This window comes from Nostoc sp. FACHB-888 (assembly GCF_014696655.1).
In the GTDB taxonomy this organism is placed as follows: domain Bacteria; phylum Cyanobacteriota; class Cyanobacteriia; order Cyanobacteriales; family Nostocaceae; genus Nostoc.
On the sequence record NZ_JACJQM010000028.1, the window covers coordinates 73,836 to 89,508 of the forward strand.

Genomic DNA, 15,673 nt, shown 5'->3' on the forward strand with positions numbered 1-15,673 from the left:
AGCCTGCGGCATAGCTCCGCTTTGGGCGCAGCCTCTCGTAGAGAAGTAAGGGTTTCAGAGTAAGTAAATTTATTTATTCGGTTATCCCCCTTGCTCCCTGCTCCCTGCCCCATTTCCTCTTCGTTAGCAACTTTATCCGCAACAAATTGCCCATAAATCACCAAAAAATGAGAGGGTGTTATTTATAGCAATATTGAGTAAGGAAAACACCCTCAAGGTATGGGCAAAGTTGCTCGGATGCTAATAGCTACTCCGTTTACAACAGTGCAAAGATGGTGGAGAAAAGCTTTTTCTCCACCAACAGCAGATGAAATCAGTACTTCTTACAGAACTTGGCGCAACCGCTTTTTGTGGCAGAGATTGCGTTTATGGCTATGGCTGGCGCTGATTTGTTTGTTGTCTTTTACTTTGCGAGACATCTACGGCTTCTTTTTCCATTTAAAAGAGTTGGAAAAGCTGCCAGAAGTACTTAGAACTCAACGCCTTGTAATCAATATTGCAGTACTCCTGAGTACACTTATCTGCTTTGCCTTACATAAAACTAAATTAGGTCGCGATCGTCCAGATTTATTATTTTTGGGGTCTTCTTGGGCAATTAGTCTAGCATTGCAGTTCTTTGCAACCATCAGAGGTTTTGCCCTACCTGACACCATCGGTTGGTCGTTGCTGTTTTTAAGCCAAGCTATATTAATGCCAGTCTACTGGATTCTTCACTTGCTATCTCAAGTAGGTGTGTTGGCTTACTATTTTGGTATAAATACGGTGTTTGGGCTAAAAACACTAATCCCCGAACACCCAGAAATATATAATGTAACGTTAATTTTATACATTTTTTGGTTTTGTGCTATATGTGACATCGGTGTTTATCTGTACGATCGCCTGCAATGTTCTGAATTTTATGCCCGTCAAGAACTAGAATCTGCCTACCAAAAACTCAAGGTTGCAGAAACTAAATATCGCAGCATTTTTGAAAATGCTGTTGAAGGTATTTTTCAAAGCAGTCCCGATGGACATTACATTACGGCAAATCCTGCTTTAGCACGCATTTATGGCTACTCCTTAGCGGAGGAGGTAACAGCAAATTCTACTATTATTGAACAATTGTATGTTGATCCAAACCGCCGGGCAGAATTTGTGCGCCTGATGGAAAAGTATGGTAGCGTTTCAGAGTTTGAGTCTCAAATTTATCGCCGAGACGGCAGTATTGTCTGGATTTCGGAAAAAGCCTACGTAGTGCGTGACGAACAAGGAAAACTGCTTTATTATGAGGGTTTAATTGAAGATATTACCCAGCGCAAACAAACTGAAGAAGAACTACGAGTATTTTTCCATGCAGTTTCTCACGACTTACGCAACCCAGTGCTGGGTACTTTAATGGTGCTGAGAAATTTGCTTGCACGTCCTGAGCAAAATATTTCGATTTCACGCTCAATTTTAGAGCGGATGATTCAAAGTAGCGATCGCCAACTTAATTTAATTAATTCGTTGATGGAAACTCATATCAGCGAAGTACAAGGTATTGTTTTGCAGCGTCAACCTGTACAATTACTGACAGTTGTCGAAGCTGCGATCGCAGATTTAGAGCCGTTACTAGAGCAAAATCAAACAACCTTGATAAATCTGGTATCCGCAGATTTGCCGTTAGTGAATGCAGATCCTACGCAACTATGGCGAGTTTTTTCTAACTTAATTGTCAATGCTCTGAAACATAATGCCCTTGGATTGCTCTTGACAATTAATGCTACCCGTGAAGGTGAGATGATTTATTGTACTGTTAGTGATAACGGCGTGGGAATTAGTCAACAACAAAGCGATCGGCTTTTTGACCTTTACTTTCGGGGTGCAAGTATCCGCAATTCTGTAAGTTTGGGATTGGGCTTATATTTATGTAAGCAAATCATCAATGCTCACGGCGGTGAAATTGGTGTGAACAGTGCATTGGATGCAGGGGCAACTTTCTGGTTTACATTACCTATTAGCTAGTACCTAAAGCCTGCAAATTTCCCAATTGAGCTTCTGTTAATATAATTATATTTTCAAGCTAACTAGGTGGTATTTAGTAGTTAGTATAGTAAGTTAAAAACTTACTCAAATTTGTGATTATTCAGGAAAAAACAAACGGATAGAACAACAAAATCCCGGTAAAAGTGGCGATGTGATTTCATCATCAGCTAACAAAGTAGCAACTAAAACCAACTGTGCTTTTTCTCGCCGATAAACTTCAACTTGTTTAGTAAAGCGATCAACAATCCAATACTTACGCACACCTTGAACTGAATATAGTTTCAGTTTTGCTTCTTTGTCTCGGAATTCGTTTTGTTTACCAGGGGATAAAACCTCTATTACTAACTCTGGTGCGCCTGTCAAATGTCCCGCTTCATCTTCAATTTGCGCCAGTCGTTCTCGACTTACCCAAACGACATCCGGTATAACGCTATCTGCTTGCGAAAAAAGCACCCCTGGAGCCACAATTGTTTCCCCTAAACCACTCGAATCTGACCAAACATCCAGTTGTCGAGCAATTTTTACACAAACTTGTTGATGACGGCGGTGAGGAGTCCGAGTCACAAAGAGTTCTCCATTAATAATTTCATAGCGTGTCCACTCACTTTCGGGTAGAACCTCTAAATCGTGAATTGTCCAGCGTACTCCCTCAACGGCTTGGTTCATAATTGTCCCCGTTTGGCTCGTTGCCTTTGTTTAATTTTATCTTTTCTTCCGGCAAGGCAACTATGAGGTTTAAATTACAACCATAATAAAAAGCGGAAGTTCAGGCAAAACTCTGTATGCTGACATTTACCCAACTTAAACCACCTAATTTAGATGCCGCAGTTACTTTCACTCTGGCGCTAACAGCAGAAGAACGCACCCGCAGTCGTCATCGCTTTGAAACGGAAGATGGTAAAGTTGTAGTTTTACATTTACCCAGAGGAACTATCTTACACGATGGCGATATTCTGCAAGAAGAAACCCATAGCAGTTTAATCAGAATTACCGCCAAACCAGAACTAGTGCTGACTGCTTTTGCCCAAACACCACTTTTATTATTACGGGCAGCATACCATTTGGGAAATCGCCATGTACCTGTAGAAATTACCCCAACTTATTTACGCTTGTCTTCAGATTCGGTTTTACGCACTATGTTGGAACAACTGGGGTTAGAAATTAAAGAGGAAATTTCACCGTTTCAGCCAGAATTAGGAGCTTATGAACAACGCCATCATGCTCACTGATAGTCATCTTTTGAGTATTTTGCAACTGGCTAGCCCCGCTTTACCTGTGGGAGCATATAGTTATTCTGAAGGTTTGGAAATGCTGGTAGAAAATGGTACGATCACTAACCACACACATCTCAAAGATTGGTTAAAAGCAGAGTTGCTCTATGGGGCAATTCGGTTAGAGGCAGGGGTAATGGTGCGATCGCAGCAATCTGCAAAAATGAATGATGTAAAGTCGCTATGCCGTTGGAATCTCTGGTTATCCGCAGCTAGAGAAACAGAAGAATTACGCGCCTCTAGTTGGCAGATGGGGCGATCGTTGATCCAATTACTTGGTAAACTAGAACCGCAGATTATACCTATTGCCAATGCTGTAGGCAATCCTTGTAATTATGCGATCGCTTTTGGCATTGCCGTTGCCCATTGGCAAATCAGTATCCAAGCCGCATTACTCGCATATCTGCATAGTTGGGCAAGTAATTTGATTACTGCGGGCGTGAAACTTATCCCTCTTGGACAAACAGTAGGACAGCAGTTATTACTAGATTTGCAACCATTATTTAGCACTGCGGCGTTAGAAATTATCGCGTTAGAGGATGATGAGCTTGCCTGTTGTAGTTGGGGTTTGTCGCTGGCAAGTATGCAGCATGAAACGCAGTATACAAGGTTGTTTAGGAGTTAGTCATAGAGAATTGAGAATTGGGCAAAAACTAAAGACTAATAACTATGTACCAATGACAAGGGACAAATGACAAATGACAAAAAACACATTTAGAGTGGGGGTTGCTGGCCCAGTAGGTTCGGGGAAGACGGCTTTAGTGGATGCTTTATGCAAGGGATTGCGTGAGCAGTACCAGATTGCGGTGGTGACGAATGATATTTATACTCAGGAGGATGCTCAGTTTTTAGTGCGTTCTCAGGCGTTGGCAAGCGATCGCATTTTGGGTGTAGAGACTGGCGGTTGCCCTCATACTGCCATCCGCGAAGATGCTTCGATGAATTTAGCGGCAATTGAACAATTAGAAGAACGTTTTCTCGATTTGGATTTAGTATTTTTGGAAAGTGGCGGCGATAATTTAGCTGCTACCTTTAGTCCCGAATTGGTGGATTTAACCATTTATGTCATCGATGTTGCGGCTGGTGATAAAATTCCCCGCAAAGGCGGCCCCGGTATTACCAAGTCTGATTTGTTGGTGATTAACAAAACTGATTTAGCGCCTTATGTTGGTGCAGATTTAACTGTGATGGAACGGGATGCTAAAAAAATGCGCGGTGATAAACCTTTTATTTTTACTAATTTAAAAACTCAGTCTGGACTAGCAGATGTAATTAACTTTGTTTGTACAAATATCTGTTGAAAAAGAATTCAGAATTCAGAATTCAGAAGCCAGAATCAAGACAACTAAATTTGCATATTTAGTGCAGGTGCAAAAACGCCGTTTATTCAGACATTTGCAAACTCGCTACCGCTTTGCTATGCGCCACTTGTACACAATTCATGCTGTTAGCGGTAGCGGGACGTTTAGCCCATTCTGACCGGAGGCGGAGCGTCTCCGGCTCCGCTCCTGACTCCTGAATTCTGTTTCTATAAAGCCTTCAGATGCCGACTTCGCACCCGTTCAGCACTACCGGTAGGAATCGCAGCAATTAATTTTTGCGTGTATTCCTCTTTAGGTTCTTGGTAAATGCTTTCGGCTGTACCTTCTTCAACAATTTGACCGCGATTCATAACTAAAATGCGATCGCTCATAAATTTCACCACACTTAAATCGTGAGAAATAAAGATATAAGTAAGCTGAAAATCTGACTGTAATTCTTTGAGAAGATTTAATACTTGCGCCTGTACTGAAACATCTAGCGCTGAAACTGATTCATCGCAGATGATAAACTTAGGATTTAATGCCAAAGAACGGGCTATGCAAATCCGTTGGCGTTGACCACCAGAAAACTGATGAGGATAGCGGTTAATCGCATCTGCACTCAATCCCACCCGTTCTAAGAGTTCGGTTACTCGCTGCCGTCGTTGTTGCTTTGTCTTACCCACGGCGTGAATTAACAACGGTTCCATCACCGCATCCCCAATCTTCATCCGTGGGTCGAGGGAACTGAAAGGATTTTGGAAGACTATTTGCATTTCCCGCCGCAGTTTTTGCAACGGTTCACCTTTGAGGCTAGTAATATCTTGTTTTTCAAAGATAATCTGACCACTCATCGGTTCAATTAATCGCAGCAAGGTTCTGCCGAGGGTGGTTTTACCGCAACCAGATTCTCCCACCAAACCTAGTGTTTCTCCTGGTTTGACATCAAAGGAAACGCCATTAACCGCCATGTTGTAGCGTTTTGTACCACCAAACACCCCGCGCACTGGAAAACCAACTTTCAGATTGCGGATTTGCAGTAGGGGTTCCTTTTTATTGAAGTTTGCCAATCTTGCAGCAATCTCTTCAGTAGTGACTTCTGTAGGTTGTGCGGGTTCTTTCGCCTGAATTACTACTTGTCCCGTTGCTGTTTCTTCTGCACTCATATAGTCAGAAACAGTGAGTAATTTTTGGGGACGGCGGTTGAGTGTGGGGCGACAAGCTATCAAACCTTTAGTATATGGATGCTGGGGACTGCTGAAAATTTGCCGAGAAGTACCAGATTCGACAACTTTGCCTTTATACATCACCGCTACTTGGTCAGCAATTTCCGAAATTAGCCCCAAGTCGTGGGTGATAAAAATCATTGCCATGTCACGGCTTTGCTGCAATTCTCGCAACAAGTCCAAAATAGTCGCTTGCACCGTCACATCCAAGGCTGTGGTTGGTTCATCGGCAATTAAGATTAATGGGTTGCAAGAAATTGCCATTGCAATCATTACCCGTTGCAACTGACCCCCAGAAAGTTCATGAGGGTAGCGTTCCAGCATGGCTTCTTTGTGTTGTTTAACCAACTGTGCCAACTTTGGTGCATCTGGTTTCGACAAATTGGCGTTGGTTTGATGCCAAGTTTCGATATACTGCTGCTGGATCTCTTCATCGCTAGGTAGAAGTTTAACCTCTTGTAGACCTGCGATCGCAATTTGTCTTGCTTGGGCTGCTGACACATTTTGATGCCGCATAATCGCTTCCGTTAGCTGAAACCCAATGTCATAAACCGGATTGAGCGAACTCATCGGTTCTTGAAAAATCATGGCGATGTCGCCACCCCGGTGTAGCTGCATTTGTTCAGGAGGCAGTTTTACCAAATCGATGGGGTTGGCATTTTCCTGCGGACGAAACCAGATTTCACCGCCAGTAACTATACCGGGAGTTTGCAACAAACCCATCACAGCTAGGGCTGTCACTGATTTTCCACTTCCCGATTCTCCTACTATTCCTAGAGTTTCACCTCGTTGTAGCCCAAAGGAAATACCATCCAAAGCTTTGACGGTGTTGCCATCACCGGGAAATTCAACTTGTAAATTGCGAACCTCTAGGATAGTTTCTCTCATAGGAGTTGGGTATGAATTTTAACTTAAAATTATTTGGATTTTAACAATAGTTTTGATTTATATGTGTGTAAATTTGGTTTTTACACTTCTTGGCAGTTTTCACTGCTTAAACTTTAACCACAATTGACATCACATACTTCCACAATATACATGCATTTGCGATGTAGAACTGCTTGCGATCGTCCACAAGTGCAACTTACAGTCATTATCTGCCCAAGTGCGAGACTTTATCTGTTTTTAGTCAACGCAGAAGACAAAAAAATAGCACACCCTAAAGGATGGCTATTTGTAGAAATTGTCTAATCGTAATCATTAGTTAGCAAATTGAATACACGCTCAACTACTAACTTTAGAAGGGAATATCATCTGGATCTGGTTCTTGCTCTTTCACTGCTGGATAAGTGGTTCGTTCATAATTTGTGGGTTGGGGTACGGGTTCGTAAGTTGTCGCTTGGGGAGTAACGCTAACAGTGTTTGCAGCCGGGGTAGGCGCTGGACGTGGTGACTCGTAACTGGGAGTGTCTTTCTGTGGAGGACGAGATGCTGAAGATGTTTGTCGTGGAGCAGTTTCAGTAAATGATGGAGTTACGGTTGCTGAAGGCAATGGATCAGTATTAAAACTACCTCCAACAGGTTGAATTTGTTGCACCGTCAATTCAGCGCGTTTTTCTTTAAAACCTTCCATCGGAACAGTATTCATACTTAAACGCCCTACCAGGATAACGCGATCGCCTTGGTGGTAGTTTTGCTGAATTTCTGTCGCTAAATTCCCCCAGCCGACTACTTTCAGAGTGGCTGGTGGATCTTCTGGTTTCTGGGAATTAGGAAACTGCACCAGCATTTCTGTGACTCCCAGATTATCTGCTGTATAACGGAGTTGCGGCTCGTTAATAATTTCCGCCATCAAAACGCAACTGTTCATTAAAATTACTCCTGACTGCAAAAAGTACTGATTGAAAAAGAGAGTGTTTTTCTATGTAGTGCCAATTAATATCTAGATATGTTTAATTGTTTGCATTTTTTAATAATGGCTGAGTTTTTAGTTATTTCTAGCATAAAAGCCAAGCGATCGCTTTGAACAGCATTGAATATGCCGCCCGCCACCCTCGCTTGACTAAATGAGCATTGAATTCTGTCTGGAGTAGTATAATTGTACCACTATTTAAGAATTAGAAAAAATTCTTGGCAAAAATTAAGTCTTGACGTGAACTGGAAAAACACCCAAGGCAATCAACCTACCCGGTAGGTCGCGCAAGATAGGTAAGCGCAAAAACGCAGGTGGTACAAAGGTACGATTTGAGGTGAGAACTGGGGCAAATACCCGCTTTTGAATAAAAGTTTGGAACGCCTGAATGATGCGTGTGGGCAATTCGCGTTGACGTTGTACTTTTGCTAAGTCGCTAAGTTGTACTTGTCGGTTCTTGAGCGGTTTGCTGAGTACATTCGCCGCGACTACAGCATCTTGAATTGCGTAGTTAATGCCAACTCCACCAATGGGGGACATTATATGGGCAGCATCACCAATGAGTAACAAACCGGGGTGATACCAGCGCTTGACGCGGCTGGACTCGACAGAGAGAAAAGCTATTTGTGACCAATCATGTAAATTTTGGATACGTTGCTGGAATTCTGGCACTACTTCCACAACAGATTTTTTTAATTGCTCTAAACCCGCAGCCCGTAGTTGTTGATAGCCTCCCTTGGGGATAACATAGGCAACCTGCCACTCATCACCACGGTCAAGCATGGCGATAATTTTACCTTTACCAAAGCGCCCCATTCCCCCCTCTGGGTCTTCTGGCTGACGCGGTAAGCGGAACCAGAGGATATCCATTGGCGGCGAGGTTTCGATGGATTCAAACTCACCCAGGTGGCGTAAACGTGAGTGGCGACCGTCTGCACCCACTGTTAGTATTGCCCGGATTTCATGCCAGCCACCGCCTCCTCGATAGCGGACACCTTGAATTTCGCCATTTTCGGCAATTAATTCTTGCACATTCGCACCCATTACCAGATGGAAACTAGGATATTTCTGTGCTTCTTGGGTAATGAACTCCAGAAATTTTACCTGGGGAAGCATTGTAATGTATGGGTAGCGGGTTTTTAGGTGACTAAAATCTGCCAAAGTGACAGTATCTTGAGGAGTTTTAAACCTAATTTGGCGCATTTTTGCATGGGGGAGTTCTAGCAAGCGATCGCTAAGTCCCAATTCTTCCATAATTTCCATCACCGACGGATGAATCGTATCACCGCGAAAATCGCGATCAAAGTCTTTGTGTGCTTCCAGCAGCATCACAGAAATGCCTTGACGCGCTAACAACAGCGCCAATACTGCTCCTGCCGGCCCCCCACCCACAATGCAACAATCTGTGGTTTGTACGTCTACAATGTCATGGATAGGGTTAACGCTTGGGTCTTGGGAAAGATTTTTAGGTATATCGGTAGTCATAATAACACCTCCTGACAGCCCTAAAATCCAGGGTAGTTTGTTTTTGATGGTGCTAGCTGTTTTTTTAACTTTTCGTATTTACAGGGAAGATGTATTATGGGCGCTAAACTGTCATTAGTTATTAATCATTAGTCATTAGTCATTAGTCATTAGTTATTGTGTCCCAAGTTGTTTTAGAAAACGTTTATAAAAGTTTTTCCCCGCGTAAAGGGGAAGGTGTTACCTCACAAACCCAATCTTCCCTTACGTCTGGGGAGAAAAATGATGCAGCGCAAGAACGTGCGGGAAGTGTTAACGTCTTGCGGCGGATTAATCTAACGATCGCAGATGGCGAATTTATGGTGCTGGTAGGCCCTTCTGGTTGTGGTAAAAGTACCTTGCTACGGTTAATCGCTGGTTTGGAAGTGATGACTGGCGGTAATATCTGGGTAGGCGATCACTTAATCAATGACCTACCGCCCAAAGAACGTGACATCGCAATGGTGTTTCAAAATTACGCCCTCTATCCCCACATGACGGTGTATGACAATATCGCCTTTGGGTTACGCCGCCGTTCTGGGAGAGCAGGGGAAGCAGGAGGAGAAATTACTCCTTCATCTCCTTATCTGCGGGCGTGGGCAGAAAATCTTTTTGTGGGGGCGACAAGAAAGTTACCTAAAGGACTGCGCTACATTTCTGACAAAGAACGGGCAGTGAATGAGCAGGTGCGTAGTGTTGCTCAACTGTTGCAAATCGAAACATTGCTGAATCGCTTACCAAAACAGCTATCTGGGGGACAAAGACAACGGGTTGCATTAGGAAGAGCGATCGCACGTGACCCCCAAGTATTCTTAATGGATGAACCGCTTTCTAATTTAGATGCCAAACTGCGGGCGGAAACCCGCGCCCAAATTGTCAAATTGCAGCGCCAACTGGGGACAACAACAATTTACGTTACCCACGATCAAACAGAAGCGATGACAATGGGCGATCGCATTGCGATTATGTCTGAAGGTAAAATTCAGCAAGTTGCTTCTCCTTTAGAACTTTACAACCGTCCTGCCAATCTTTTTGTCGCAGAGTTCATTGGTTCACCACCGATGAATTTTATTCCTGTAGAATTTCATGCCCCACAGTTGATTACTCATTCCCAGTTGCGTTTCACCCTCCCAGAAGTTTGGGGAAAAGCTTTACAAAAATATGATGGCAAAACTCTAATTTTAGGCATTCGCCCAGAACACTTGAACTTGAGTATGCCTGCTACCAAAAATCTACCAGTGCAAGTAGATTTAGTAGAGAATCTTGGCAACGATTCCTTTCTCGCTGTTAAGATTGCCGAACCGGGATCTAAACCTGCTACTACAGCCAATTCCCTACAAGTGCGAATACCACCAGACCGATTTGTACAAGCTGGTGAGCAACTATGGTTATCGCTAACTCCAGAGAAAATTCACTTTTTTGACCCGGAAACGGAGTTGGCAATATTTCCCTAGAACTATCCGCGCCTAATTGGTAAATCAAAAATTGAGAGTGATATTCCTGTTAAGTTAGACTCTGCATAAAGTTTTAAATTACGCAGTCTGGGCTTAATTGAATTTACAGGAAATGAAGTTCAATGCCTTTGTAATTTATATCGCTTTTATTTTCGAGAACGCCTATCCGAATGATTACACCCAGTTTGAGAGAATAAAGCATCAATAATTAGCGATGCCTACGGCGGCAAGCTACGCACCCCATTACACCCCAAATTTCATAAGTGCGTGGCCGTAAGGCTTGCCGTCAAACATCGCACTCTTGTATCTTACTAATTTGTAGAACTGCTAAAAGATAGTGCAGATGTTTCCAGCAAATGCAGATTGTGGCGTTCCCAAAAACTCAAAATCTGTTCGCTAACCTGTTGAGGATAGAAGTAGTGAAAAAAATGATATCCTTCTGGGCATTCCCAGAGTTTATCTTCTGGCTTCAACCAATTCAACCAGTCATGCAATGCAGTTGGGTTTACTACCGGATCGCTCTTGCTACCACATACCATCATTGGCATAGAAACTCCACCCTTGGGTAAATAAACCAACTTAAATAAAGAGTGTGATGAGGGAGATTGTTCTAAATCTTTATCTAAAGCAGCTACTAACTTCTTAGTGGTATGAGGTGGTTGATTGCCAAAAAGACTGCGAACGCTGCTTGCTAAAACTAGCTCACGGCTGATGCTAAAAAGTTGTCGTTGAAAGTAATAGTGAGCGTGCCAATTGTTTGCAGGTTGAGCTGCTACAGCGAGCAACGTGAGCGATCGCACTTTTTTAGGAAATCGCCGAGCAAAGGTTAAAGCGATCGCACCACTCATACCATGACCGGCTAAATGTACGGGGCGATCGCCCCATTTTAAAAAATCATACAGCAACTCCACAGCTTGATCTATGGAGCTGGCTTCATCTTTGGTTTGCTGGTATTGCCATTGGGCGATTCTCTTATACCTAGATAAATATTCAAGTAATGGTTTATCAAAACGCTTCAAAACTGGACTGGCATTTAACCACAGAACATCAAATGAATTAGACATAAATACCTATAATTTCTAAATTACTAATTTCAGTTAAAAGGACAGTTAGAAACCGCGTTTACATAACTTAAAAACCTTGATTTTTTCTTAGTCCGCGGAGGCGGACTTTATTTGTGTAGACGCGAATTCTATTCAGCAAGGTTTTCTACAAACCAAATTCTGTCTTCAAGACCGATTTTTTTCGACATATTTTCACCTGATATATAGTTTTGCGATCGCCAAGATCCTATCCACCTTGTTGAAATATATTGCTGGCTTAATGAATATCTATCTCAATAAGTCTGAACATATCCTACCAGAGTTATTGAAAGTTTTTATCATTTATCTTAAGTTAAATTTTGTAAAGTATTTCAAGAAACAAACCGAAAAGGCGGGCGGTGCTTCATTCCAACCCAACTTTTTGTAAGTGGCTTACGATATGCTCACACAATATTCAGAATTATTACTGGTTTCAAAACATACATGGGCAGAAGAAGCTAGACAAAGTAAATTTTTTGTGCATTTATGAAATTTATCCAAACACTAAAAGTAGCTGTAATTCCTGTTTTGACTATGTTGAGCTTGTTGTCTGCATCAAATAAAGTACTAGCTGACTATTTAAATAATCAGGGTTCAGGAGGTGATTACCGTTATGAATTATGGTCTACTGATGATAATAGCCGTTACTATTTGAAAGTCTGGTTATATGAAGCAAGTCCAAATAGTTACCCACGCTACACAGATGGGAGTTTTAACTCTACTAGAGAAGCTTTAATTTATTTTGATTGCAATTATGCTAAGAGAAATTTACCAGAATGCCCCCGATAATAATTTTTAATCCCTCTCAAAGCATCCTGGGAGGGTTAACAATAGGAATTATATTTAATTTTTCACGAATAATTTAGGATTATTATTTATTATATTTTTTCTTTGGTAATATTTTAAATTGAATAATTTATAAATATATATTACTTATATTATGTATGTGGTAAACTTCTAATATTTTGAGTAAATTATAGGCATAAAAGTGAAAGCCTATTTTTCTTCCGATAATTGGGTTGATGGTCAAGATAATTCGTAATTCGTAATATAATTTTAGAATTACGAATTACGAATTACGAATTACGAATTACAAATTACGCTTCGGCGGGTTGATATTCTTGTTGTCTTTCCACAAAAGTCTGGACACGGGTGCGGTAGTTTCTCACAGTCTCATCTACCCATTCGCGATCGTTACTATTTGCATACAAATGCACCAGTGGTTCGCTAGCATCGGGTAAAACTAACAGCCAACTGTCATCGTAGGGTTGACAAATTTTCACTCCATCAATGAGTTCTAGGTTTTGGGCTGGGTGAGTTTCAACTAAATAACGCATCAAAGCACCCTTGGCTGTCCACGGACAACGGACTGTATAAGTTTTGTGAATTACACGGGGCAATTCTGACCGCGCAGCAGCAAGCGATCGCTCCTGTATAGTCAACATCTCAATTATCTTCGCAATACAGAACATGGAATCAAATCCCGGATGCAGTTGCGGGAAAATAAAACCAGTATCTCCACTACCTCCTATCACCACGTTTGGGTTTTTCTGGCAAGCCTCCATTAAAGCTGTAGGGTTGGCTTTAGTGCGAATCACTCTGCCATCGTGGCGGCGGGCTACTTGTTCAATAGCACTGGAAGCATGAACTGGTACTACTACTGTTCCTCTGGGGTTAGCCGTCAGAATCATGTCTACCATCAATGCTGTTAACATTTCCCCACGAATTGGGAAGCCTGATTCATCAACTAAAATTAGCTGTTCTCCATTAGCGGATACTTGCACACCAAAGTTAGCTTTCAATGCCTCCACTACATGACCTAACTGAGTTAACAGTCCTTCGCGGTCAGTGATTGACATCGCCGTTTTATTGACACTGGCATTCAATACTACTGCATCAGCACCAAATTTATCCAACATTTGGGGTAAAACTGCCCCTGATACTGCATAAACATAGTCAATCACCACTTTTGCTCGGCTGTTGCGGAGTGTATGAACGTGCAAAAGTTTCTCAAAAGCAGTGCAGTAGCGATCCATCACTTGGCTGGGATAAGATACATCACCAATTTCATGAATTAGCGCCCGCCGCATATCTTCCTTAAAGTAAGCCCCTTCAATTTTCTTTTCCAGGGCTTTGGTGATATTAATGCCCTTGGCATCCATGAATTCAATCAAAATGTAGTCAGGGCGATCTGGGTGTACGCGCACATGGATACCACCAACTACCGACATTGTGGGTATAACTGTGCGGGCAATGGGGATAGCTGTAGCATCGAGGTTTTGAATATCAATACCTACCGACATCAAACCAGCAATAAGCGATCGCGTCACCATTCGAGACACATTACGCTGATCACGGGAAACCGTTACCTTAGAACCAGGTTTCAAAGTAGAACCGTAAGCAGATCCCAATTTCACGGCGAATTCTGGGGTGATGTCGATATTAGCTAATCCTTGGACACCACGTTGACCGAATAAATTCCGTTGAGCGGTGTTCCCCCAAATTAAGTTAATGTTTAAAACTGCCCCTGACTCAATCTTTTTACTGGGCCAAACCCGCACCCCAGGGCTAATTTGAGCTTCTTCTCCCACCGTAGAAAGCGAACCCACAACAGCAGCTTCTAATACATGGGCACGGCGGTCTACACGAGTGCCACGGGAAATTACACAGGCAGAAAGATGTGCTTCATCGCCAATAAATGCCCCATTCCACACTATGGGACGTTTGAGATTTGCATCAGCGCCAATAGTGACATTATCACCAATTACCGTTCCTGCTTCAATCTGGACTCTTGCCCCGATGCGGCAATTATCACCAATCACTGCTGGGGTTTCAATCACAGCCGTCTGATCGATGTAAGTATTTTGACCTACCCATAGCTCATGAGAAACTTCTTTATAGGCAAAATCGAGATTTACCTTTCGATCTAATGCGTCATACTGAGCCTCACGATAAGCATCTAAGTGACCAACATCACACCAGTAACCTTGAGCGATGTAACCATACATCGGCTCATCTTTTGCTAGTAGTAAAGGGAATAAGTCTTTGGAAAAATCACATTCAATGTTTGCTGGCAGATAATCCAAAACTTCTGGTTCAAGAATGTAAGTGCCAGTATTGACGGTATCAGAAAAAATTTCACTACTAGAGGGTTTTTCTAGAAATCGCCGAATTCGTGCTTCTTCATCAGTAATCACCACTCCAAATTCAATTGGGTTGGGAACCCTGGTCAAAATCAAAGTAGCTTTTGATTTATTTTGTTTGTGAAATGCGATCGCTGCTGTGAGGTCAAAATCTGTTATACTATCACCGCTAATGACTAAAAAAGTTTCATCAAGAAGTTCAGCAATGTTTTTCACACAGCCTGCTGTACCCAAAGGCTGATCTTCTTCAACGGCATAGGTCATCTGGACACCAAAATCGCTGCCATCTTGAAAATAGTCTCGCAAGACATCAGGTAAATAATGCAATGTCGCAATAACTTCTGTGATTTGATGTCGTTTGAGGAGATTGATAATATGTTCGGCAATTGGTCGATTTAGAATCGGCACCATCGGTTTGGGCAAATCGCAAGTTAACGGGCGAAGCCGCGTTCCCGAACCGCCTGCCATCAGCACTGCACGCATAAATCCTCCTTAACTAGTTACAGCTTTAGCTGCTTCAATACCCATGAGATATATTCTGTTCTTCCTTCTTTAGTCTCCTATGGATATTGATATTTGAGGAACTTCCACAAGATGCATCTCGATTAACGTAGTCTCTTACGGAGTTAAAAAATAGCAGGGGTAGAGCAGGTAAGTCTTTGGGGTAAAGTCAAGTGAAGGTTTTTAAGGCAGATAAATATAATATAATCAGCTAAACCAAGCATCAAGCTGGATGCATCGGTGAGAGGTTAGGACAAAGTACCTTTTGTCAATCAGTTAAAATACTCAAAACATTTAAATAAGAATGATAATCGCATTGAGGGTAGGGGGAGGAGG

General features: G+C 42.3%; 12 protein-coding genes and 1 pseudogene. 7 read left to right on the forward strand and 6 right to left on the reverse strand.

Annotation, left to right across the window (positions count from 1 at the left end; all coding sequences use genetic code 11):
- Positions 1-219: 219 nt before the first annotated feature.
- Entirely contained in the window at positions 220-1,983 is a 1,764-nt protein-coding gene (locus tag H6G26_RS18650) for an ATP-binding protein (RefSeq protein WP_190730672.1), read from the forward strand.
- A 117-nt stretch (positions 1,984-2,100) separates the two neighbouring features.
- Here H6G26_RS18650 and H6G26_RS18655 read toward each other — a convergent pair whose 3' ends face one another.
- Complete coding sequence (locus tag H6G26_RS18655) at positions 2,101-2,670, reverse strand: Uma2 family endonuclease (protein ID WP_190730673.1); 570 nt, start codon at positions 2,668-2,670, stop codon at positions 2,101-2,103.
- Positions 2,671-2,786: 116 nt separating this feature from the next.
- Between H6G26_RS18655 and ureE the strand changes: the two genes are divergently transcribed.
- The 3 genes from ureE (at position 2,787) to ureG (ending at position 4,576) form a co-directional block, all read left to right on the forward strand.
- Positions 2,787-3,233, forward strand: coding sequence for an urease accessory protein UreE (gene ureE, locus H6G26_RS18660; protein ID WP_190730674.1), 447 nt, complete (start codon positions 2,787-2,789; stop codon positions 3,231-3,233).
- Positions 3,208-3,900, forward strand: a complete 693-nt coding sequence (locus H6G26_RS18665; protein WP_190730675.1) for an urease accessory protein UreF — start codon at positions 3,208-3,210, stop codon at positions 3,898-3,900. The genes ureE and H6G26_RS18665 overlap by 26 nt, the downstream gene beginning before the upstream one ends.
- 73 nt (positions 3,901-3,973) lie before the next feature.
- The gene (gene ureG, locus H6G26_RS18670) at positions 3,974-4,576 is read left to right on the forward strand and encodes an urease accessory protein UreG (RefSeq protein ID WP_190730676.1); all 603 of its coding nucleotides are present in this window, start codon (positions 3,974-3,976) and stop codon (positions 4,574-4,576) included.
- Between the two features lie 227 nt (positions 4,577-4,803).
- Here the strand turns inward: ureG and H6G26_RS18675 are convergent, their stop codons facing one another.
- The 3 genes from H6G26_RS18675 to H6G26_RS18685 all read right to left on the reverse strand — a co-directional run bounded on the left by H6G26_RS18675 (position 4,804) and on the right by H6G26_RS18685 (position 9,139).
- The gene (locus H6G26_RS18675) at positions 4,804-6,690 is read right to left on the reverse strand and encodes an ABC transporter ATP-binding protein (protein ID WP_190730677.1); all 1,887 of its coding nucleotides are present in this window, start codon (positions 6,688-6,690) and stop codon (positions 4,804-4,806) included.
- A gap of 349 nt (positions 6,691-7,039) precedes the next feature.
- Positions 7,040-7,612 carry a single-stranded DNA-binding protein gene (locus H6G26_RS18680; RefSeq protein ID WP_190730678.1) on the reverse strand — a complete coding sequence of 191 codons (573 nt, stop codon included), beginning with the start codon at positions 7,610-7,612 and terminating at the stop codon, positions 7,040-7,042.
- 270 nt (positions 7,613-7,882) lie between these two features.
- On the reverse strand, positions 7,883-9,139 hold the full coding sequence (locus H6G26_RS18685; RefSeq protein ID WP_190730679.1) for an FAD-dependent oxidoreductase: 1,257 nt from the start codon (positions 9,137-9,139) through the stop codon (positions 7,883-7,885).
- A 158-nt stretch (positions 9,140-9,297) separates the two neighbouring features.
- Between H6G26_RS18685 and H6G26_RS18690 the strand changes: the two genes are divergently transcribed.
- Both H6G26_RS18690 and H6G26_RS42675 read left to right on the forward strand, forming a co-directional pair.
- On the forward strand, positions 9,298-10,611 hold the full coding sequence (locus tag H6G26_RS18690; protein ID WP_190730680.1) for an ATP-binding cassette domain-containing protein: 1,314 nt from the start codon (positions 9,298-9,300) through the stop codon (positions 10,609-10,611).
- Between the two features lie 84 nt (positions 10,612-10,695).
- A pseudogene (locus H6G26_RS42675) lies at positions 10,696-10,785 on the forward strand (hypothetical protein); the annotation flags it as partial.
- A 137-nt stretch (positions 10,786-10,922) separates the two neighbouring features.
- Here H6G26_RS42675 and H6G26_RS18700 read toward each other — a convergent pair.
- Positions 10,923-11,675 carry an alpha/beta hydrolase gene (locus H6G26_RS18700; RefSeq protein ID WP_190730681.1) on the reverse strand — a complete coding sequence of 251 codons (753 nt, stop codon included), beginning with the start codon at positions 11,673-11,675 and terminating at the stop codon, positions 10,923-10,925.
- Between the two features lie 504 nt (positions 11,676-12,179).
- Here H6G26_RS18700 and H6G26_RS18705 point away from each other — a divergent pair.
- The gene (locus H6G26_RS18705) at positions 12,180-12,482 is read left to right on the forward strand and encodes a hypothetical protein (RefSeq protein ID WP_190730682.1); all 303 of its coding nucleotides are present in this window, start codon (positions 12,180-12,182) and stop codon (positions 12,480-12,482) included.
- A gap of 308 nt (positions 12,483-12,790) precedes the next feature.
- On the opposite strand, the gene H6G26_RS18710 is transcribed toward H6G26_RS18705, so the two are convergent.
- Positions 12,791-15,319: a mannose-1-phosphate guanyltransferase gene (locus H6G26_RS18710; RefSeq protein ID WP_190730683.1), complete on the reverse strand. Its 2,529-nt coding sequence runs from the start codon at positions 15,317-15,319 to the stop codon at positions 12,791-12,793.
- Positions 15,320-15,673: the final 354 nt, after the last annotated feature.

Bases quoted from the DNA above. Each gene is read 5' to 3' on its own strand.
- H6G26_RS18700 (WP_190730681.1), bottom strand. From the start codon at position 11,675: ATGTCTAATTCATTTGATGTTCTGTGGTTAAATGCCAGTCCAGTTTTG.
- H6G26_RS18655 (WP_190730673.1), bottom strand. From the start codon at position 2,670: ATGAACCAAGCCGTTGAGGGAGTACGCTGGACAATTCACGATTTAGAG.
- H6G26_RS18650 (WP_190730672.1), top strand. From the start codon at position 220: ATGGGCAAAGTTGCTCGGATGCTAATAGCTACTCCGTTTACAACAGTG.
- ureE (WP_190730674.1), top strand. From the start codon at position 2,787: ATGCTGACATTTACCCAACTTAAACCACCTAATTTAGATGCCGCAGTT.
- H6G26_RS18705 (WP_190730682.1), top strand. From the start codon at position 12,180: ATGAAATTTATCCAAACACTAAAAGTAGCTGTAATTCCTGTTTTGACT.
- ureG (WP_190730676.1), top strand. From the start codon at position 3,974: ATGACAAAAAACACATTTAGAGTGGGGGTTGCTGGCCCAGTAGGTTCG.
- H6G26_RS18675 (WP_190730677.1), bottom strand. From the start codon at position 6,690: ATGAGAGAAACTATCCTAGAGGTTCGCAATTTACAAGTTGAATTTCCC.
- H6G26_RS18685 (WP_190730679.1), bottom strand. From the start codon at position 9,139: ATGACTACCGATATACCTAAAAATCTTTCCCAAGACCCAAGCGTTAAC.
- H6G26_RS18665 (WP_190730675.1), top strand. From the start codon at position 3,208: ATGAACAACGCCATCATGCTCACTGATAGTCATCTTTTGAGTATTTTG.
- H6G26_RS18680 (WP_190730678.1), bottom strand. From the start codon at position 7,612: ATGAACAGTTGCGTTTTGATGGCGGAAATTATTAACGAGCCGCAACTC.
- H6G26_RS18710 (WP_190730683.1), bottom strand. From the start codon at position 15,319: ATGCGTGCAGTGCTGATGGCAGGCGGTTCGGGAACGCGGCTTCGCCCG.